Genomic DNA, 21948 nt, shown 5'->3' on the forward strand with positions numbered 1-21948 from the left:
ACAATTGAGCCTTTTACCAGTCCGGTTCGATTGCTATACGACTGATAGCAATCGAACCGATTTCGTTTTTACTCGACCAGAACAGTTTGCCGACCTATGCCGACCTGACCGCTGAAGGAACTACCCTCAGCCCGTAATCGCAGCTTAGTTTTTGAATCAGAGGTAAAAAACGATATTGTAGCTTTCCCTTCCGAATCAGTCTGAATCATAGGCTCCCAAAAAAGCGTTGTCCGATAATCGGGCCGTACGTGTTCGGGCTTACTGACCTCATAACGGGGCGCGTAGAATTCACGAATGGGCGCATAGCCGGGTAGTTTAGCGACCAACGTTCCGGGCGTAATGTCTTTAGAGAAATCGTAATTCGAGCCTCCGCGCTTGGTCAATATCGAAATAACACCTCCCGAGGCCCGCGACCCGTAAATGGCCGCCGAGGCCCCTTTTAGCACATCGACCCGGTCAACATCCTGTACCGGAATGCTGGTTACCATTTGCAAGTCGACGGGTATCCCGTCCAGAACAAACAATGGCGCAACGATTCCGTTAAAATTGGCAGCACCGCGAATCTGAACCTGGGCATTCATTCCCGAACCAATCACCTGCACCCCCGCAATTTTCCCCTGAATCACATCCAGAACTGTCATTCGTCCTGATGTACTGATGGGATCAAATTTTATACTGGCATCGGGCGTACCATAAATTACTCTTGAATCGCGCTCTTCGTATTTTTTAGCTTTCACGGTTACCGATTGCAGCAAAACTTCACCATTTTGCCGAATCTGTCGTTCAATTTCCTGATATTCCCTTGTTCGTCTAATAAATTCGGCCCATTCATTGGCCTCAAATGTCACCGCGTTATAAGGAATTCGGGTAAGGGTAACGGTTGGCTTCAGTAGCTGATCGAGCGAAATAACGAGGTCCCGATTAGCCTTTCCTTTTATGCCCTGAATAAAGACTTTCGTTGTGTCGGTAAAATCCAGGTCATACATACTAAAATACCCCAGCTCGTTGGTTTCGCCCATCAGAAACTCACGAGTGCTATCCTGCCGGAAAATCACAAAGGTCAGTTTTACTTTTTCGCGAATGTCTTTCTGATTAGGCCGTACTACCCGCCCGGTTAACGATAGCCCCTGCTCAACCGGGTAGTTATTGGTAGGGATCGTTCCAGACAGAACGTCATTCCAGATAAAACGTCGCCATCCCTGTGTCATCAACAACAGATCCAGTTTAATCAAACGGTCGGCGTGCGTCGGATTGAAGTACTGATCAGGTTGTTCAATTGAGCCGGTCAGGTCAGAAGACAGCAACAGATGTGAGACAATTGTTGCGGTGTTGCTATCGGCCTCGGGCGATAATCGTGCATCGACTACCGACAACGATAAATTGGCAGGCACTGGTTTTCCGGCTACAGTTGTTGTAATCGTTACGTCTGCGCGCTCCCGGTTTTTGTATACTGATTTAGCAGAGCTTAGCGAAACCGAAAGCTGGTCATTTTTAGAGATAAAGACCAGTCGTTCGGCAATTGGCTTGTTGGCGCCGTCGAATAAAGTTAATTGGGCAATCCCTTCGGGGAAATCAGACCTTGCAAGTTGGACAAGAACGCCTTTTCTGGAAAACGGTACTTTCACAACCTGCACAACGATTCCCCGAGTCTGGGCAAACAGAGTCATAGTCGTAGCCGAGTCGGCAGGAGACAGATTATGAAGAATATAAACCCGAATTTTGTCCTTGCTAGACAAGTTATCCACCTGTATAACCGCTCCCTTTGGCTGAGCTGCCGGTAACGTATAGGCCAGATACGTGTCTTCAGCCTGACGAACATAGGCAGTATAGGTCTGGCCGGTTGCGGGTTTCATGGTAAAATAACCCATACCCAAGTGAGTGCTGCTAAAGCCCGTAATCGTATCTTTTCTGGCATTCAGCACAAACCCCTGAATGGAGACACTCATTCCAGACGCGTCAACCGCTTTAAAGGCAATCCGACTCTCCAGGCCATCGACCAATTGCCCTCCTTCTGGCAAGAATTGTACATCCAGTTGCTCAGGCACAAGGTTCTTAGTCGGACTATTGCCATCTGGCCGCAGAATGGTAATGGTTTTCGAGAAAAAATACGCTTCCGGAAAATTGCGCATATAGTTCGTATAACCCCGAATCTGATAGGTTCCAGCCAGTAGGGAATCGGGTAATAGAAGCTGACCAGAGGCAAAGCCGTTCGTTGCCCGAAGCTGCAACTGAACGCGTCGGGTATCAGGGGCTATCAACTCTACATACAACACCCGGCTAACCGAATCGATGGTGTGTGTATTTCCATTAAACAGGTAGCCTTTTAACCAAATTGTCTCTCCCGTCAGATAAGCATCCCGGTCGGTATGCAAATAAACTTTCTCGACCGGACGTTGGTGATTGTAGGCCCGGAAACGATCCAGTAATTGTTTGATCAAATCATCGTTATTATTGTATCTAAACGCAACGAATACACTAGCAGAAAGCAGTAGCAGGAATCGGGTTGTGTAGGGCATGGTGAGGATCATAAGATAGGTTTCCGCATTAAGTACCTTTATCGGCCAAAACCAGCGACTAATTTAGCGGAAATTTCCTCTTTAGCATGATATCATCCACATACAAAACAGCGCTGGTCGTTGGTGCAACCGGGCTCATTGGCAATCTGCTGACGCATCAGTTGGTCGATTCTCCTAGTTATGAAAAAGTTAAGGTGCTGGTACGCAAATCGCTCAACTGGCAGCACCCTCGCTTGCAGGAGGTGCAGTTTGATTTCGATCATCCGAACGGTCTGCTCACTCAGGCCGATGATATTTTTTGCTGCCTGGGCACAACCATGAAAAAAGCAGGTTCAAAAGATGCTTTCCGAAAAGTAGATCATCAATATCCGCTCGAGATTGCCCGGCTGGGATTAGCGAATGGAGCAAAGCAATTGGCTATTGTGACGGCTATGGGTGCCGACGAGCGCTCTATGTTTTTCTACAATCGCGTTAAAGGCGAGGTCGAACGCGACCTAACGGCACTTAATTATCCAACGTTACTCATTTTTCGGCCTTCGCTTTTGCTCGGCGATCGGGGCGAAAAACGGTTTGGAGAGCAGTTGGCCGAAAGTGCCATGCGGTTGTTCAATCCGGTTATTCCAGCAAAATACAAAGGTGTTGAAGCCACTAAAGTGGCCACTGCGATGCTAACAACTATGCAACAGGGTATTGTGGGCAAACGAGTGTTTGAATCGGATCAGTTGCAGGTGTATTGAGTGCTTTCTGAACACAAACCCAACCCCAAAAGCTACTTCAACTTCTCGTCCAGCATTTTTATAAAATAGCCACCCACTACCGACCTGGCCCGAAAGCCAACATGCTTACCATCGGTTGTTTCGTGCCAGTCGCTGAGCGGTATACGGTCGGGGCTTTCATTGACAAATCGTAGCACAGGTGCCACCAGCGCTTCAAAATCGGCAGGCTTGTCGGCCAGCGTTGCCGTCCATATAATCCAGTCCGACTTTGTGTAGGTCCGGCGGCTGTCTAGCGGAAGACCAAAGGGTTGCTGTTTGGTAAGATAATAGGCCACTTCTTTCCGGGCCACGTCTTCCGGAAAAATAGCGAGCTTCAGCAGTTTGTCCCAGATCAGATTATACTTCTGGCTCCATGTGCCCTTGTTCTCGAACGTGAGCGTGTAGTGGTCGCCATCGTCGGCTAGTTTCGTCCATTTCCGGGCCAGATCGCGGGCCATCTCCAGATACTCGCTCTCCCGTGCCTTATCGCCCATTCGACCGGCCAGATAGCCATAGCTGGCAATACCCATAATGGCTTTAATCGACAGATTGGCATTTCGGGCAATATGTCCCGCAAAATCGTCGGTACAAAGCTGATTAGCCGGATCGAAGCCTTCTTTGATGAGATAATCGGTCCAGGTGGTGAGCGTTGCCCAATGTTGACGAGCATAATTCGGATTGCCTTCTACAGCCGCAATAGCTGCTGTCAGAATCAGCATATTCCCGCATTCTTCAACTGGCATATCTTCGCCGTAGGTCTGCCCATTTGCCAGCGGGTATGTGCCAACATCGTGAGCCGCAAACGGTTTGGTCCACCTGCCACTTTCCGAATACTGAAATATGGGCTCCATCATGCCTTTGAGCAGCAATGGATTATAAAGCAGGAAAAGAGGGGCCGATGGATACGTAACATCAACCGTTCCGATAGACCCATTCGAGAAGTTTTCTTTCGAGAAGAAAAAGGCTTCTCCCTTCGGACCGGCAACCAGTTTATGCGCGGCAATGGTCTGCCGGTAAGCCAGCACGCATAACTGTGCATAGGTGTCGCCACCCGCTCTTAAGGCATCGGCATACAGCCGTTTATCGAAAGCATCGCAGTCTGTTTTCAGTTTATGGTAATCGGCCTCCGCTTCCTGCAAAGCCTGTTCAATTGATTTATTACCATACCGACGCCACCAGGCATTGAGCGGCTGGCCAACGTATTCAACCGACTTAATATCGTCGTAACCAATCAGCAAATGGCGCTCTATGGGTTTGCGGTTAATTGTTCCCAGATCGATACTGGTTGCCAGCACAGGCAAACTATCGCTCACAAGGCGCGGCATTCGTTCGTGCAGATCAGTGACTCGGCCTTCGCGCTCGAACTGATTCAGCGCACTCGCCAGCGAACCAATCCGCCGACTTGTGCCCGGCTCAGACACCGATGCTAGATACAGATGCCCCCAGTCGATCCGAACATCGTCGCCTTTACGGCCCAGTACTTTCTGCTCCAGCGTCCCCACTCGCATATAGTCGAGGTTACCAGTCCGACCACGTCGCCAACTTACCAACTGTTCGGGAGAATTGACGGCCAGTTCCGCCGATGCATCAGTATATAACTGCACCTGATGCGGCTTGCCATCGATTGATCGAACCTGATAGGTAATATACTGCACCGGCCGCGACAGCACTTCCAGATTGTCCATCAGCAACGGAGCCATAAACGTTACGGTAAGCTCAATACCAGCAGCTACAAACGTATATTCCGACTGCGTAGCCGTCATCCGCGAACCGGTCTGGGTAGCGGCTTTGTAGTTTAATACGTGCTCTTCTACCAGCCCCAGATCGACAAAACCTGGCCCCGACATATTCTGGCTGTGAATGGCAATAACATTTTTTCCTTTTCGCAGCACCTCAGATGCCTTGCGGTTGGTAGCCGTTAGTCGGTAGTTCGGTGAAACGCCACTTACTTTCGTCATGCGTTCGCCATTGATAAAAAGCTCGTAGTTGTCGTTCTGAATGGCATTGACCAACAGCGGCCCATCGGGGATTTGATCGAGCATAACCGTACGGCGTACGTACAGATCAGGCGTAGTCCACTTGGTGTGGTCGCCATCACGACTACCAAAAGTACCTTCGCCGGTTGCCCATTGGCTGTCGTCGAAATCAGATTTTATCCAGTTTTCAGATGTGGGTTTGTCGGTCGAATAGCGAGCCTGATAGGCTTGTCGCTGCGCCGTTGGCACAATAGTTTCGCCTGCAAAAGATGGTTTCCCCAAAAATCGAAAGGTTTGGCCATCAACCCGAATCAGTCCATTGAGTTGCTGTGACTGACCAGTCCAATGACGCGTTGCATCGCCGTTTAGCTGGCTGCCAAAAGACCAAATACTTGTATAGGGATCAACCGTTATCAACGGCGTTGCCGGTGGATGTAAGATAGGTCTGGCAGCTTTAGGTGCCTGCGCAAACCCATTAAGCATGTTCATAAATAAGCTAAAAATTACGGTAAAGTACAGCTTATCAAATGTACATAAATAACTAAATCTATTATATCTATAGAACATATTTTTTAATTATTTTAATTCAGATTAAAGCCACAGGTTTCCTATCGGAACGAGATTGTTTACTTCTGATACTCCAGTTTATATTGAAGCGGTTTAAACGTTCTGGAATAATCACCAAATGCGTTCCTTTTTACCGCAGAGAACGCAAAGATTATACGCAAAGTCCGCTAAGCAGAAGGGCTCCGTGTTCTCTTCGGTAAAAAAGCAAACGTTTAAACAGCTTCATTGAAGCGAAAACTAGCAGCCAGATACTGGTTGAGACAATTATTCTAACGCTGCCAGATTAATTGATAACAGTTTTTGGGCAATTGAATTCAAGGCCGACTCTGGGCCCTGCAAATGAATTGTTGTGTGCTGGTGGCGAAGGCGCCCATTGGGGCTCAGGGCAGCCGCAGGCGACGACGATTCCATTTCATAAAACTGGCCCATCTGAGGTTGTCCGGGTTTCATAGGCCCATCGTTATAAGCGTTGATCACATCGCCCGAAAAAGGGTCTTTCTGTAGTTCCCAGGCCGAATTAACATACAGTTGATTTGCTGGATCGTAGCTATACGTAACCAGGGTAAGCGTTTTTAGAGATGGGTCGTAGCTTCCCAGCCATTGAGTTGCCCGCGCGGGCGATACACCAATTTTGCTGCGGTAGTTGGCATCGGCCTTAAACAGGGCGGCATTTTCACCGATTTTCAATCGATCGGCGGGCACTTTACCAAAATAGCTATCATTGATTGGGTTACCGGTTCCGGTTTTGAAGGGAACGATAATGGTGCTCGATGGCGAAGCATTCATCATCCCCAGAATCCAGATAGAAGGCATCCCCGTTTTGGTTGTCCAGGCATTTTGCCCCCGATTGATTATTGTATTATCGGAACGAATGCCCACCACTTTCAGGGAGTCGGTTTTGGTTCCTACCAGTTGCTCAATTTCAGACACGGGCAGCAATGACACGGTTCGCTCGACACCAATAGTCAACGGTGTGCCGGAATAATTTATCAGTTCAATAGTTCGGGTAAACGTGGCCGAACTGGGGGTCATGTCGGCGAGCCTAAAAGCCTCTGAGTCGATGGCTGCGGGGGTTTGCCAATGGTCGCCATCGAACGGATCGCCTTTTTTGAAATACAATGCAAACTGCCCTCCTTCTGGACCCAGCCAAAACCGATCTTCGCCACCAAACGCATTCATGTGGGGCAGAATTTTTTTCGACTGAATCAGTTCATAATTAATCCAGCCGTAACTGGCCTGCCCATCGGCCGAACTCGTCATCAGGCGTCCCTGATAAGCTGGGCAAACCAGCGCACTGGCCTCACCAAGTTTTAATTCGACCAACTCGGGGTGGTACTGTTTTAGCAACTGCCGATCTTCGGCATAAGTACGCCGGTTGGCAGCCGATTGTTTGTTTTCGTCCGTTTTATCAGACTGTTGTCCAGTGCAGGCTATTAATCCACTCATAAATAGTAATACCAGTATTTTGTTCATACATTTTCGTCAGGATGTCCTCAAAAATCCTCAAATTGACGGTTCATTCGGTTGGGTTCAGCCTCCCGCAACTATACCAAAATGAGCGTAAATGGTAATCCTACTCCATCAATAGCCATCATAATTCGACCCGCCTGCCCTGCCGATGCCCACAGTGTGTATACTTTTCTGTGTGAATTAGAAGAAGAGTTACTCAGCAGGCCGGCTTTTGATGCTATTTATGAGCAAAATCTGGCAAACCCACAAATACATTACCTCATTGCCGAGTTTGCGGGCGAAGTTGTGGGCTTTGTGAGTTGCCACGTCCAACATTTGCTGCATCACGTCGGAAAGGTTGGCGAAATTCAGGAACTGTTTGTAAAAGCAAACTATCGGAATCAGCGAATTGGGCATCAGCTTGTAAAAGCCCTGGACACCCTTGCCCAACAGGAGGGTTTTATTAATTTGGAAGTAACAACTAATCAGAAACGGCTTGATACAGTCCGTTTCTATGAACGGGAGTTATTTCATCGCACGCATGTTAAACTGATTAAACCTCTACAACACTAATGCGTTTGATTGTTTTTTGCCTTTTATTCAGTACTATTTGGGCTTCGGCAGATGCCCAATCGACCAACCACAAAAAACGGCCCCGTAGTCTGGCCCCCCTCGAACAGCAGCTACGATCTGTAATTGCTGGTTTTCGGGGCGATGTTGGCATTTATGTGCATGATTTACGCACAAACCAGCGGGTAGCAATCAATGCCGATACGCTTTTCCCAACGGCTAGTACCATCAAAATTCCCATCCAATGTGGCTTATTCGATAAAATTCATAAAGGTGAGTTAACCTATAACCAGCAACTTGTTTATAAGGATTCGCTGCATTACGACGATGGTATTGTTGGCTCCCTAAAAGATGGCACTAAAATTCCGCTGAGTGAAGTGGTGATGCTGATGGAAACCGTCAGCGATAATACGGGGAGCCTATGGTGTCAGGCACTGGCCGGTGGCGGAACGGCTATCAATCAATGGCTGGAAACAAACGGATTTCACCAAACCCGCGTCAACTCCCGAACACCTGGCCGCGAGACCAACCGCGCCCGCTATGGCTGGGGGCAAACAACCCCGCATGAATTGGCCGATTTGTTAACCTATATTTGGCAAGGCCGCGCCGTTAGCCCCGACGCCAGCGAAGAAATGTATCGAAATCTGGGGCGCCAGTATTGGGATAATGATGGTTTATCGCAGATTCCTCCCGACATAAAAACGGCCAGCAAAAACGGCGCAGTCAATCAGGCGCGGTCGGAGGTTGTACTGGTTCATGCTCCCCATGGCAACTATGTGTATTGTGTAATGACCAAAAACCAAAAAGACGAAAGCTGGGAACGGACCAATGAAGGCTTTATGCTTTTACGTACGGTATCGGCCATACTATGGCATTATTTTGAGCCTCAATCAAGCTGGAAACCAGCCGAAGGTTATGAAAAATGGTGGTAACCAAAGCGGCCGCTTCCCCTATGGAGAAGCGGCCGTTCGAAACAGTTTAATACAAAAAATTTCAGTTTTTTGATTAGCAATTAATTCATGAACTGCAATTTCAGTTCGTTCAATTTGTTACGAACCGAACTATCAATTTGCTGATCGCCAACCCGCAGGATATAACCACCTATCAGATTTGGATCAATTTTTTCGTCCAGTTCAACCAGTTTACCATCGGTCACCTGCAGCACCATTGCTTTAAATTTCTCGCGAAGAGGTTCCGTAAGTGGCAATGTTGTGATAATTGTTGCGCGCTCAACACCTTTCAGCCGATCGTACTGACTGATAAATGCTTCTGCAATGGCGTCCATGATTGGCTCACGGTTCTTTTGGGTAATGATCTGCAGGAACGACATTGTCAGCGGATTGAACCGTTTTTCAAAAACGGCTTTCAAAACGGCGCTTTTCTTTTCGGTCCGGACAATTGGGTTCTTCAGCATCAACAGCAGCGGACGGCTTTGGTCCACGGTTTGCTTAAACAACCGCATGTCTTTATATAGCGCATCCGTCAGGCCTTTTTCCTGAGCTAAATCCAGAAGCGATTTAGCGTAGCGTGATGCAACAGTAGCAACTGCCATAGTTATCGTCGTAAGCTACCCAACATTCGGCAAAACCGGATGTTGGTCAACTCATTTAGTTTAGTCTTGCGTTAGATACCAGATCGTTAACCAGTTTTTCCTGGGCAGGCTTATCACTGAGCTCTTTGCGAAGCACTTTCTCGGCAATATCGAGCGAGAGCGTAACTACTTCTTTTTTCATCTGAGTTATCAGTGCCTGGCGTTCATTCTGCATAGCTTCGCGGGCTTGCTCCAGCATACGCTGCCCTTCAATAGCAGCTTTATCGCGAGCTTCAGCTACCATTTTATCGGCCGTTTCTTTTGCACCCCGCAAAATGGCTTCGCGCTCCGAACGAGCCTGGACCAGCAGTTTTTCGTTATCTGCCTTCAACGCCGTCATTTCTACCCGGGTTTTTTCGGCCAGATCAAGAGCACTCTGAATGTTATTTTCGCGCTCGTGTAAGCTATCGGTAATAGGCTTCCACGCAAATACACGCAGAATCAGAAACAGGCCGAGGAATACAACTACCTGCCAGAATAATAAACCAAGATCGGGTGTTAGCAAATCCATGGATTTACGACCGCTTCAGCGGCTGGTTATGATGTGATGTATGACTTTATACTGGTTTTATTGATTGCTTCCCCCTCTACAGCCCTATGCTGTTTGGTGGCAGCGTCAGTCAATCTTTTGTTTAAAAACTCCTGCCTGTCGGCAACCCCAAACAGGCAGGAGTTTTCGGGAATTCAGCGAGTAGGGATGCCAGCACCTAATGTAGCCAGCCTACTCAAACTCTGAGGCTGCTGTTGCCAGGCGTTATTAAGCCGTAGCAACCAGCAGACAAATAACAGCTGCGAACAGAGCAACGGCCTCGATCAGAGCCGCGATGATCAGCATGGCAGTTTGGATACGACCAGCCGCTTCTGGCTGACGAGCGATACCTTCCATAGCGCTACCACCAATACGACCAATACCCAGACCAGCACCAATAGCAGCCAGACCAGCGCCAACAGCAGCACCCATAACGGCAACACTACCAGTAGCTTCTAACAGCAGAGCAAACAACATTGCGAACATAAAACTCAACTAGTTTATATAAGTGAAACAAAAGATTGCTTTTTAATCGATAGCCACCAATCAGTGGTTATTCGCTATCGGGTAGGCATCAATGCCAGATGGCTACTTTTAGTGCGCTTCAGCCCCTTCGTAACCAATACCATGATCGGCATCATGATTATCTTCAACCGCGCTGCCGATATACATAGCCGTCAGTAGGGCGAAGATGAACGCCTGAAGAAATGCAACCAACAATTCGATCAGGTTTAAGAACAACGTAAAGAACAAGACAACCGGACTAATGGCAACGCTGGTTGTCATACCTGCCATTGAGTTGGCCATAAAAATCAGGCCCAATAAGCTCAGTATGATGATGTGCCCTGCGGTGATGTTGGCAAATAACCGGACCATGAGCGAAATAGGCTTCATGAATACGCCCACAATCTCAACCGGAATCATGATTGGCAACACAAACCAGGGCACCCCCGTTGGTTTTACGATGTGCATCCAGTAATGTTTGTTACCACTGAATGTAACAATCAGAAAGGTGATAACAGCCAATACCAGCGTTACAGCAATATTTCCGGTCAGGTTAGCGGCTCCCGGTAACAAACCCAGCAGGTTGTTGATCAGGATAAAGAAAAATAATGTCAGCAGATAAGGCAGGTATTTCTCGTAGGCTGGTCCAATGCTCGGTTTGGCAATTTCATCGCGGACAAACAAAATAATTGGTTCGAGCAGCGACTGAATACCTTTAGGAGCCTTACCTCTGTTTTGAGCATATCCCCGACTAACGGCCGGAAAAACCAGCAGCATAATCAGCGCACTCAATAACAGCGAAGCCACATTTTTGGTAATCGAAAAATCATAAACCTTTGCTTCATGATCGACATTTCCGGCTTCATCTACCCGATGAATCTTACCGTGCTCCTGCTTATATCCCTTGTGTACTTTCTCATCGGCCAGGTTCGACGAGGAAAAAACCTCAAGGCCGCGATCCTGCGAATACAGAATAACGGGCAAATGCAGGGTAACACCGTGGGCAAATTCCCAACCATGTTCGTCTTTGATGTGGTGCATAATCATTTCGCCCACATTGAACCCTTCTTTCTCGCCGTGTTTGCCGGGCACTTCGCCTTCGTGCCCTTCTTCTTGGGCATGAACAAAGGCTAATGGGCTCATAACAAGAGCTATAGCCAGTAAAAATCTTTTAAACAAAGAACTCATCATATGATGTGACAGATCGTTTTTACGAATCGCGTCGCAAGTTACGAGTAAGGGGCCAAATCTCAAAGCCTGTATAAAATATATATAGTACAAGAAAGTCAAAAATGAACGTACGGCGTTGCTCAATATGCTGAAACAAAAAAAAGCCAACGAAGATCAGACCTAGTATGAGCCGGGCTACGGTTGCGGCCAGGTAGAGAGGAACAAATCGTTCGCGATTGCCTTGTAAACCAGTCTCCACCAATCGGTGAGTCAGGAAAGAAACACTCAGAAAGAAAATCAGCAGAATTTTCCAGTAGGGATGTAACCAGGGGGAAACAAAATATCGTTCGGCTACGAAAAATACAATTGCCAGAATGGATGTAACAAGGATAGTGCGAAGCATGAATACTGTGGTGGGGTGTGGCGGAAAGAGCGGCAGATGGCGAGGTTGGGAAGTTGCGCCTATAAATCCCAACAACTCCCCGCTCTCCCTGCTCTTTTGTTATTTTCTGGTTAATTGACGGATAAATAAATAGAGTGATGCACCGATAGCTGTTAATGATAGCACAATGGTCCAGATGGGTCGCTTGTTTTGTTGCCATTCATCTAATTTTAAACCAACCCAAACGCCTAAGCCTATGGTTCCGAGCATCTGAAAGGCAATGCCGCTATACTGGGCAAATGAGGTTGTTTTTTCCGTCATATCCTTCACCGAATTGGGCTGTAGAGGCTTATCTGGCTGGTGTTGGGCTGGTTGTTCAGGGTCGTTTTCCATAGAATTCAAGGGCTTTATACAAGGTAAAGAGCAAAATTCGTTAATTTGGCCTAACGTTCCATACCGCTAACCCACACCCAAACGTTTGAGATACGAGTGACTACGTGTTATTTTCGAATGTCCCGCTACTATCGTAACCGTCCATATGCAGTCTTGTTTACGGTCCTTGCTCTACTGACCGGCGGGCTGGTTTCGTGCTCACAATACAGCAATAGACCCATCAGCAAAGGCTATCATAACCTGACAGCTCATTTTAATGCCTATGTTATTGCCCGCGATGAAATAAAAGAAACCGAGCTTGCCTTATTTAAGAATCGGAAGGAAAATTATAATCAGTTGCTGCCTATTCTACTTCCGGTCGACTCGCTGGTAGCGATGCCCATGAAACCGCAGTTAGACGATGCAATCAAAAAAGCTTCACTGATTCCCGAACGGCATCAAAATAGCAAATGGCTCGATAATGCTTATATTCTGATTGGTCGTGCCCGGCTTTTGAAACAGGATTTACCCAACGCCATTGAGGTGTTTAAGTACGTAAATACTAAAGGTACTAACGAAGACGACAAGCATGAGGCCCTCGTGAACCTGATGCGAGCCTACACCGAAGCGAGCGACTACCCAAATGCGCTCAATGTGGCCGAGTATTTGCGCACACAACCGCTCAACAAAGCCAATACCCGCAATTTTTACCTGACCAAGGCCTACATGCACGAACGAAAGGGCGAGTATGCTGTTGCCGCCGGTATTCTCGATGCCACGTTTCCACTACTCAAGAAAGGCGAATCGACCGCTCGTTTACACCTGATTGCGGGGCAGCTTTATGACCTGACTGGCCAACCCAACAAAGCAATTGCCCACTACAGAAAGGTTTTAAAATCGGGGCCAACTTACGATCAGTCATTCTATGCGAATCTGTATGCAATTCAGAGCAATGGCCTGACCGGCGATCAAAAACGACTGGCTCAATCGACCGAAACGTTTGAAAATATGCTGGCCGACCGTAAAAACGTGGATCTAAAAGATAAAATCTACTTTACAATGGGGTTGCTCGAAGCCCGAAACGGCCATATCGACAAAGCCATTAAGTTATATAGTCAGTCAATCCAGGCAGCGGGTTCCAATACGACGCAGATTCCGTATACCTACCTGGAAATTGGGAAGCTCTATTTCGACAAAAAAACCGATTATGCCAAAGCTAAAGTCTATTACGATAGTGCCTTGGCACTAATGCCCAAACAAACTTCCGACTATGCGGCTCTTGTAAATCGCAAGAAAACGCTGGATGAGTTTGTACAATACCAAACGACCATTCGAACCGACGATAGCTTATTGCATCTGGCTCAAATGAATCCGGCTGCACTTGATAAATTGCTGGATCATGTTATCGATCAAAAAGAAAAGGAAGAGAAAGCTCAGGCCGAACTCGCCCGTCAGATTGTTGAAAAAGCATCGAATGGAACTATCAATGCCATTCCGGGTGCTACCAATTCCGACCTCCAGCCCAACGAACGGTGGGTGCTCTATAATCCGGTAGCTCTCAGCCAGGGAAAGCAGGAATTTTCGGCCCGATGGGGAAACCGGCCGCTCGAAGATAACTGGCGACGCAGTAACAAAGAAGCCGTTGATGCCGTTGCCGGAACCAATAACCCGCTTGCGGGTGCTGTTCCTGCTGGCAATGTCAGTTCCAATGCCCCTTTACAGCAGGATGCCCGCAACGCAACAGCATCGACAGCCACAACTCCCTCGGCCCGAAAGGCACAAAAAGATGCTTTTTATGCCAAGATTCCGTTCTCGCCCGAAGCTCAGGCTCAGGCGAATCAACGCATCGAGAACGCACTCTATAAACTTGGAAAGCTCTACAAATTCCAGCTAAATCAGCCAACCGACGCCATTACAACATTTGAACAGTTGCTGACACGCTATCCCAACACCTTACAAAAGCCCGAAATCTATTATCTGCTCCACTTATCGAATGAGCAGCTAAGCAAAGCCTCGAACTGGAAAGACAAACTCCTGGCCGAATATCCCAATACGTCGTATGCCCGGCTAGTTGGTCGAACAATGGAGCAATCGACCGATAGCGAAGCCAAAGCCCTGGCAACCTACACCCGAATTTATGACCTTTACAAAGCCAACAATCTGAACGAAGCGTTGGCTCAGGCCGAAAATTCGCTGGGTGCGTTAGCCGGTACGCAACTGGAAGACAAACTGGCTTTGCTGCGCATCATACTTATTGGTAAATTACGTGGTGTAGATGCCTACCGTCTGGCACTCAACGAATTTATTCGCGACTACCCAGCCAGTCCATTACTCACTCACGTCAAGGAAATGCAGGTTGCCGCCAACAAGCCAGCGATTAAATAAGTGAGCGAATTATGGATTGAGTAAATGGCTGAGCCCCTCAAAAAGTGATTCAGTCAATTACTTAGAAACGGCGATTCATAAACAAATCATAAACTCCTACACACCCATAATGATTGAATTTGCACCCGGTCGGTATCGAACCCTGATAAAAAAACTCTGGCAATTTGCCTTTGTCGGCATTGTCCTGGTTATTTTCTATATACTGGCTGTCAGTTACAATTTTCTATGGCTTTTTGGTGGAATGCCCAGCCTGAAAGCACTGGAAAACCCTCAGAGTGAAGTTGCCTCGGAAGTATACACCGCCGACAATCAACTATTAGGGAAATATTATGTAGAAAACCGCACTCCTGTCGAAATCACCCAGGTTTCGCCCAACGTTGTGTCGGCATTGCTGGCTACTGAAGATGCTCGTTTTGTGAAGCACTCCGGCATTGACCCCCGGTCTTTCTTTCGGGTAATAAAAGGATTGGCAACCGGCAACAGCAGCTCGGGAGGAGGTAGCACACTTACGCAGCAGGTAGCCAAAAACCTGTTCGATACGCGGGGCGAAAAGCTTAGAGGAGCCCTGGGCAATATTCCGATTATTAAAACGGTCATCGAAAAAACGAAAGAGTGGATTCTGTCAGTACGGCTTGAGCGAAACTACACCAAGCAGGAAATCATGATGATGTACCTCAATACGGTGTCGTTCGGCAACAATACCTATGGCATAAAAACAGCTGCTAAAACTTATTTCAACAAAGAACCCTGGAACCTGAATGTTGAAGAGGCCGCTTTGCTGGTAGGAATGCTACAGAATCCATCGCGCTATAACCCCAGAGTCTTCGAAGAGCGCTCCCAACAACGCCGGAATGTGGTTCTGAGCCAAATGCAACGATATGCTTTCCTGAGCGAAGAGCAATTTGCGACCTATAAACAAAAACCCATCCAGCTCGACTTTAGTATCGAGAACCAGAATACAGGGATGGCGGCCTACTTCCGATCGGTCATTAAAGATGATATTAAAGCTTTTATTGATCAGTATAATCAGGACAATCCTGATGCCGAACTAGATCTCTATACGAGTGGCCTGCGAATTTATACGACCATCGATTCGCGGATGCAGACCTATGCTGAAGAAGCCGTTATGGCCAACATGCGCGATCAGCAACGCAAGTTTTATGAGCACTGGCGGGGCCGGAATCCGTGGGTTCAGAAAAATTCAAAGACAAAGAAATACGAAGAGATTCCGGGCTTTATTGAACGAGTTGCCAGCCGAACATCGCGGTTCAAACAATTGAAAGCAGAATTCGGTAACGACGAAAAAGCCATATGGCGCGAAATGCGCAAACCCGTTAAAATGAAGGTGTTTGTGTATGGGGGGCGTCGCAACGAAAAAGATACCACAATGAGTCCGCTGGATTCAATTCGGTACTATAAACGATTGCTCAATACAGGCTTCATGTCGATGGACCCGCGTTATGGACACGTAAAAGCCTGGGTGGGTGGTATCAACTTCAAACACATCAAATTTGACCACGTCCGTCAAAGTCGACGTCAGCCAGGATCGACCTTTAAACCGTTTGTATACCTTACGGCTATGGATCAGGGTTTTGTTACACCCTGTACCCACATTACCGATCAGCCAACAACCTTTGCTCACGGCGAAGATAACAACGGAGGACCAGCCTGGACGCCTAAGAATTCGAACGGAAAATACAGCTACCGCGATCTGACACTTCGCGAAGCCTTAGGTCAATCGATCAATACCGTGAGTGCACAGCTTATTAAAAAAACCCGGGCTGAACCAGTTATTAAGTATGCGCACGATATGGGTATAATGAGCAAAGACTTACCCGAAAATCCGACATTATGTCTGGGCACGGGTGATGTGTCGGTCTATGAAATGGTATCGGCTTATTGTGCTTTCGCCAATGGTGGCATTCGGGTTCGGCCGATGCTGATTTTACGGATTACCGATAAAAACGGTAATTTATTAAAAGCCTTTACGGCCGATGCCAACCAGGTTATCAGCGCCAAGAGTGCTTATGAAATGCTCTATCTGATGCGTGGTGCTGTCGAAGACCCAAACGGAACCGCTCAGCGCCTTCGGACACAGTATAAACTGCTGGAAGGTGGCAATGAGATTGCTGCCAAAACCGGAACAACCTCGAACTACTCCGATGCCTGGTTTATGGGTATGACCCAGCATTTGGTATCGGGCCTTTGGGTTGGTGGCGATGATCGGTCTATTCACTTCCGGACAATTGAGCTAGGCCAGGGTGGCCGTATGGCTATGCCGGCATGGGGTATGTATATGCAAAAGATCTATGCAGATCCTACGCTTACCAAGTATCGTCCTGAGCCCTTCCGCAAACCGAACAATTTTAAAATCGACTGCGGTGGCTATCATATCGACTCATCGCAACGGTATATACCGCCTAAAGTAGTGCCGGAAGATGAAGACGAGATTCTTCAATAAACCAATCAGGGTAGCGATCGGCTACCCTTTTTTGTAAAAAAAGACAAGCAACCTTTCAACTGTATTGATTGTTCTATGAAAGCCCCTATTCCCCAAAAAGGGGCTTTAGCAACTCCCCTTTGGGGTTGGGGGCTTTTATGGCGGAATTCGACTATAAACAAGAACTAACCAAAGTTCCTCATGAACCAGGCGTCTATCGCTATTTCGACGCAACTGGCGAAGTTATTTACGTTGGCAAAGCGAAAGATCTGAAAAATCGCGTTAGCAGCTACTTTACGAATTCGAAACAACACGATCGTAAAACCCTTCGGCTGGTCAGTCAGATTCGTAAAATCGAGTTTACGATTGTGCATACCGAATTTGACGCTCTCCTGCTCGAAAATCAGCTTATTAAGCGGTATCAGCCTAAATTCAACATCCTGCTCCGCGACGACAAAACATATCCGTTTGTGTGCGTTACGAATGAGAATTTCCCCCGCGTGATTACAACTCGTCGGGTCGATCGGAAACTCGGTACGTTCTACGGACCTTTTGCGAACCTGAAACCCATGTATACGGTGCTGGATATGTTCAGTCAGTTGTTCACAATTCGCACCTGCAACTATAATCTGTCGCCCGAAAATGTTGCCACTGGTAAGTTCAAGGTCTGTCTGGAATACCACATTGGCAATTGCAAAGGCCCCTGCGAGGGCAAGCAGCCTGAAGCCGATTATGATAAGGACATTGAACAGGTTCATCATATTCTGAAAGGTAATCTGAAACCAGCGCAGGAATATTTTAAAGCGCGGATGGTTGAAGCGGCCAATGATCTGGCATTTGAGCAAGCCCAGCAGTATAAGGAAAAGATGGATGTGCTGCAGCGGTTCCAAAGCAAATCGACGGTTGTGAACCCCAAAATTGCTGATGCCGACGTTTTTTCGATTGCTTCCGACGAATCGGCTGCCTATATCAACTTTATGAAAGTAGTAAACGGCACCATTGTGCAGGCGCATACGGTTGAGGTTAAAAAGAAGCTGGATGAGACTGATTCCGACCTGTTGGCTATGCTGATCGTTGAGTTTCGGGAGCAATACGGTAGCCAGGCCAAGGAAATTATTACTAACATTCCGCTGGATGTCGATCTACAGGCCGAAATAACGATTCCACAAATTGGCGACAAGAAAAAATTGCTGGATATGTCGTTGAAAAATGTGTTGTATTTCCGGCGCGAACGCCAGGATCGGGCTGCTGCCGAAGCAACGGCTAATGCCAGCAAAAAAGACCGGGTACTGATTCGACTGAAGCAGGATCTACAACTCAAAAGCCTTCCAAACCGGATCGAATGCTTTGATAATTCCAATATTCAGGGCACAAATCCAGTTTCGGCTATGGTCTGCTTCATCGATGGGAAACCAGCCAATAAGGAATATCGGCACTTTTCGATTAAAACAGTAGTAGGACCTAATGACTTTGCCAGTATGTATGAAGTGGTTACCCGCCGATATACCCGCGTACTCGACGAACAGAGCGGTCTACCCGATCTTATTGTGATTGACGGTGGCAAAGGTCAGCTAAGTGCGGCCTGCGAAGCGCTCAAGGCACTCGATCTATATGGTAAAATTCCTATTATTGGTATTGCCAAACGGTTGGAAGAAATCTATTTTCCCGAAGATAGCCTTCCGCTCTACATCGACAAAAAATCGGAATCGTTGAAATTGATCCAGCGTATCCGCGACGAAGCCCACCGCTTCGCCATCACTTACCACCGCGACAAACGCAGCCGAAATAGTCTTATCAGCGAATTAGAGAATGTAGAGGGTATTGGAAAGAAAACTGCTGCTAAGTTGCTGAAACACTTTAAAGGCGTCACCAAAATTCGGGAAGCTTCATTCGATGAAGTGGCCGAAGTTGTTGGCAAAGACCGAGCGACAAAGCTCAAAGAATATTTTGATGCGATCGAACAGTAAAATCACAATACATACACCTATAAAAAAAGGAGCCAGAAGAGGCTCCTTTTTTTATAGGGTATTATTCTTAGTATTCCCAGAGGCTATGCTCGGTTTCCATCAGTTCATATTCAGTCTGGTACGATTTCAGCAGGCCTTCGCGGTCGCCATACATACCCACCAAATCCTGATCACCGGGATTAGCCACCTTCGTTATACGGCCATAGAACAGGCGTAAATCGAATGCATCGGCCAGGTTTTTATGTTGAGCCTGGTTTTGCGGGTTATACCAGATAAACTTCTTCGGATCGCTACGGAACAGCTTGTCCAGATCTTTGTATTTGAACGATGCGATGGGCACTTCAAATCCAGCCGGGTTTTTATCAGCAGGAAGCAGGAGTGTTACCGTCTGAATATCGTAATACAAACGTGAACGCTTACGGTCAAAGATCCAGTCTTCTTTTATCTCAAGAATATTTAGCTCTTTTGGGAAATACTCGTCACCAGAAAAACTGGGAGCCTGCGCAACGGCAACCGTATCTTTCTTTGGTTCAACGACTGGCGGTTCTGCAACTAGTGCTTTCCCCTTCTTGCCTTTTTTGCCTTTTTGAGCAACAGATGATTTTTTCTTTGGTGCTCCCCAGCCATCATCAGCAGGTTGCGCAGTGGCTGTCGCTTTTTTGGGTGCTCCCCAACCATCGTCAGCTACTTTCTTTTTATCATCTTTTTTAGGTTTATCCCAACTATCATCAGCGCCTGCCTGGTTTTCAGTACCAAAACCTGCTGCTTTTTCTTCTTCCGACAAGCCTCCTCCCGTATTCGGGATCAGCATGTTTTCATGAAATTTCTCGGCCGTAATTTTTGTCGTGCACGAGTCATTCGTATAGGCGTCAATTAAACCAGCTTTTACGGCATCAATCAGGTATTTCGAAATCTCATTATTCTTCGAGAACATCGACTGATTCTGTTTCTCCTTCAGGTCGATTCGACGCCAAAGGGTTTTCTTCATCATAATATCGTTCTCATTAACAGGCCGAACCGACAGCGAATTAGTGCCATTGGTTGCTTTCTCCTGAGCCCATGCATCCCCCCCTGCCAGAGCCAGCGTAGCAACGGCCAGCGCACTAGCATATCGAATCGTTCTTATTTGTGTCATGGCTACTATTTGTTGTCAAGTATAACGGCCAAAGAGCTACTTTAGTACATTAATATAATGAAACCTGATAGATAGGATTACCCATAGGAACATCGCTGATTTCACCACGGAAGTTCTGACGCTGCACCCCATCTACCTGAATTACCAGACGGTCACCTGGTTGTGCTTCGCCAGCCAATGCACCTAACGATCCGCCAGTTGGTCCAACGGTTATAGCTTGTACACGCTTTGTTCCACGCACCAGCGATATGGTGGCACCTGTTGGCCGGAAACGGGCATCATTGGGCGCATAAGCCGCAAAACTTGGATCAGCCACAGCCCGAATCTGAATACTACGAGCCGATGTAACCGGAACGCCACGTGGATCTGTAGTCCGTTGTCCACCTACCAAATATTCCAATGTTGGCCGTGGCACTAAATTCACTTTAAACCGTTCAGTACCTAATAAACTACCGCTGTTATTAATATTAAGCGACACCGTTTTAGAATTAGGAACAATGGTAACCTTACCCTTTTCACCCGATTGGATAACTGAAGCGCCATCGGCCGAGAAAGTCGGATTCCATAGTGCGCCTAATTGTGGACTCTGAATGCTCAGTTTATTTTCACATCCCAAATATAGAGGAGGCATGGTTCCCGTCTCGATCTGATACGATGGTTTTGCAACAAAGTATTCAGCTTGCAACGGGACCGTTTTCAGACCAGCTGGCGTTTGGTAAGCAATTGACCCGGTAAGTACCCGGCGAGCCAGACCATTTTTATCATAAGCACCGCCCTGAGCGGTAAACTCAACAATACCCTGGCCATCCTGCATTCGAACTGGCGCGCCATTCAGGCTCATGCGAGGCTGAATTCCCGACGACGAAGCTGCCAGAAACATTTGCCCTTTAAACTTCGTACCGGCCACAACCACTTTCGACTCCATGCTCAGCATGGCAATGATCTTATCGAATTTCACATCCTGCGCTCCCACTTTAGTAGCCAGAATATCGAGTACTTCGCCTTCAATACGGCGAACATCGGCTTGCTTCTGACTTAGTACGGCTAAGGCAGCCGGTACGGGCGTTTGGGCAAAGTTCAATTCGGCAAAATCTTTCCGACGCTGGTCTGGAGAACGATTCGCGATAGGATCATCTTTACCATCGAGTGCTAAGGGCGCATATTTCGTACCTGCATATTTCGAGATATTGTCGATATATGTATTCAGATCATCTTTCAGTTTGAAAGCGGCACCGTTACGGCTGGTACCAATCATCAGTTGCGCTACTTTTTCTTCTTCGCTCAGGTTCTTGATATTTCCTGATTCGTCGCGCCCGCCACCAGCGTCAACAACCCGATCTTTTAACTTATCGAGTTCGCCGATAACATCTGAAGTAAGTTTCCGAACATTGTCGGCCTGTTTTACGATTTCCAGATCCGCAGCCCGATTGCCCGACTTTTCAACCGTTGCCCGAATATTCTCGATAGTTGCCTGGTTTACCTTATTTACGGCTATGGTGGATTGCTCCAGGCTATTATTTATTAGCACAAACTTTTCCAGAATTGCCGACGTGACCTGTAAAGCCAGCATTGCGGTCAAAACCAGATACATCATCCCAATCATTTTCTGACGGGGTGTCTCTTTTGAACCTGCCATAAAG

The 21948-nt window shown here is 47.4% G+C and carries 17 protein-coding genes; 6 read left to right on the forward strand and 11 right to left on the reverse strand.

Features of this window, described 5'->3' with window-relative positions; genetic code table 11:
* Positions 1 to 68 precede the first annotated feature (68 nt).
* Positions 69 to 2528 (reverse strand): TonB-dependent receptor plug domain-containing protein, encoded by a 2460-nt coding sequence (locus WBJ53_RS26835; protein ID WP_338871994.1) that lies wholly within the window; start codon positions 2526 to 2528, stop codon positions 69 to 71.
* A 74-nt stretch (positions 2529 to 2602) separates the two neighbouring features.
* Here WBJ53_RS26835 and WBJ53_RS26840 point away from each other — a divergent pair, with 74 nt between their 5' ends.
* Positions 2603 to 3253 carry an oxidoreductase gene (locus tag WBJ53_RS26840; RefSeq protein ID WP_338871996.1) on the forward strand — a complete coding sequence of 217 codons (651 nt, stop codon included), beginning with the start codon at positions 2603 to 2605 and terminating at the stop codon, positions 3251 to 3253.
* Between the two features lie 32 nt (positions 3254 to 3285).
* On the opposite strand, the gene WBJ53_RS26845 is transcribed toward WBJ53_RS26840, so the two are convergent.
* Complete coding sequence (locus WBJ53_RS26845) at positions 3286 to 5736, reverse strand: DUF4965 domain-containing protein (RefSeq protein ID WP_338871998.1); 2451 nt, start codon at positions 5734 to 5736, stop codon at positions 3286 to 3288.
* Positions 5737 to 6078: 342 nt separating this feature from the next.
* Positions 6079 to 7287 carry a DUF6786 family protein gene (locus WBJ53_RS26850; RefSeq protein ID WP_338872000.1) on the reverse strand — a complete coding sequence of 403 codons (1209 nt, stop codon included), beginning with the start codon at positions 7285 to 7287 and terminating at the stop codon, positions 6079 to 6081.
* Positions 7288 to 7368: 81 nt separating this feature from the next.
* Between WBJ53_RS26850 and WBJ53_RS26855 the strand changes: the two genes are divergently transcribed.
* Positions 7369 to 7836 (forward strand): GNAT family N-acetyltransferase, encoded by a 468-nt coding sequence (locus tag WBJ53_RS26855; protein ID WP_338872002.1) that lies wholly within the window; start codon positions 7369 to 7371, stop codon positions 7834 to 7836.
* Entirely contained in the window at positions 7836 to 8765 is a 930-nt protein-coding gene (locus WBJ53_RS26860; RefSeq protein WP_338872004.1) for a serine hydrolase, read from the forward strand. The genes WBJ53_RS26855 and WBJ53_RS26860 overlap by 1 nt, the downstream gene beginning before the upstream one ends.
* Positions 8766 to 8845: 80 nt before the next feature.
* On the opposite strand, the gene atpH is transcribed toward WBJ53_RS26860, so the two are convergent.
* The 6 genes from atpH to WBJ53_RS26890 form a co-directional block, all read right to left on the reverse strand.
* Positions 8846 to 9385 (reverse strand): ATP synthase F1 subunit delta, encoded by a 540-nt coding sequence (gene atpH / locus WBJ53_RS26865; RefSeq protein ID WP_338872006.1) that lies wholly within the window; start codon positions 9383 to 9385, stop codon positions 8846 to 8848.
* A gap of 55 nt (positions 9386 to 9440) precedes the next feature.
* Positions 9441 to 9935 (reverse strand): F0F1 ATP synthase subunit B, encoded by a 495-nt coding sequence (gene atpF / locus WBJ53_RS26870; RefSeq protein ID WP_338872008.1) that lies wholly within the window; start codon positions 9933 to 9935, stop codon positions 9441 to 9443.
* Between the two features lie 246 nt (positions 9936 to 10181).
* Positions 10182 to 10439 (reverse strand): ATP synthase F0 subunit C, encoded by a 258-nt coding sequence (gene atpE, locus WBJ53_RS26875; protein ID WP_083732707.1) that lies wholly within the window; start codon positions 10437 to 10439, stop codon positions 10182 to 10184.
* Positions 10440 to 10547: 108 nt separating this feature from the next.
* Positions 10548 to 11648: a F0F1 ATP synthase subunit A gene (gene atpB / locus WBJ53_RS26880; protein WP_338872013.1), complete on the reverse strand. Its 1101-nt coding sequence runs from the start codon at positions 11646 to 11648 to the stop codon at positions 10548 to 10550.
* Between the two features lie 19 nt (positions 11649 to 11667).
* Positions 11668 to 12030 (reverse strand): hypothetical protein, encoded by a 363-nt coding sequence (locus WBJ53_RS26885; protein ID WP_338872015.1) that lies wholly within the window; start codon positions 12028 to 12030, stop codon positions 11668 to 11670.
* Positions 12031 to 12129: 99 nt separating this feature from the next.
* Entirely contained in the window at positions 12130 to 12402 is a 273-nt protein-coding gene (locus WBJ53_RS26890) for an AtpZ/AtpI family protein (RefSeq protein WP_338872017.1), read from the reverse strand.
* Between the two features lie 117 nt (positions 12403 to 12519).
* Here WBJ53_RS26890 and WBJ53_RS26895 point away from each other — a divergent pair, with 117 nt between their 5' ends.
* From WBJ53_RS26895 to uvrC, 3 genes are all read left to right on the forward strand, one after another.
* Positions 12520 to 14766 carry a tetratricopeptide repeat protein gene (locus WBJ53_RS26895; protein WP_338872018.1) on the forward strand — a complete coding sequence of 749 codons (2247 nt, stop codon included), beginning with the start codon at positions 12520 to 12522 and terminating at the stop codon, positions 14764 to 14766.
* A gap of 109 nt (positions 14767 to 14875) precedes the next feature.
* Entirely contained in the window at positions 14876 to 17227 is a 2352-nt protein-coding gene (locus tag WBJ53_RS26900; protein ID WP_338872020.1) for a transglycosylase domain-containing protein, read from the forward strand.
* A 137-nt stretch (positions 17228 to 17364) separates the two neighbouring features.
* The gene (gene uvrC, locus WBJ53_RS26905; RefSeq protein WP_338872022.1) at positions 17365 to 19173 is read left to right on the forward strand and encodes an excinuclease ABC subunit UvrC; all 1809 of its coding nucleotides are present in this window, start codon (positions 17365 to 17367) and stop codon (positions 19171 to 19173) included.
* A 67-nt stretch (positions 19174 to 19240) separates the two neighbouring features.
* Here uvrC and gldN read toward each other — a convergent pair whose 3' ends face one another.
* A complete protein-coding gene (gldN, locus tag WBJ53_RS26910) occupies positions 19241 to 20308 on the reverse strand; it encodes a gliding motility protein GldN (protein WP_338872025.1) in 1068 nt (355 codons plus the stop codon).
* Positions 20309 to 20357: 49 nt separating this feature from the next.
* Entirely contained in the window at positions 20358 to 21944 is a 1587-nt protein-coding gene (gldM, locus tag WBJ53_RS26915) for a gliding motility protein GldM (protein WP_338872027.1), read from the reverse strand.
* Positions 21945 to 21948 lie beyond the last annotated feature (4 nt).

Origin of the sequence: Spirosoma sp. SC4-14 (genome assembly GCF_037201965.1) — a bacterium.
In the GTDB taxonomy this organism is placed as follows: domain Bacteria; phylum Bacteroidota; class Bacteroidia; order Cytophagales; family Spirosomataceae; genus Spirosoma.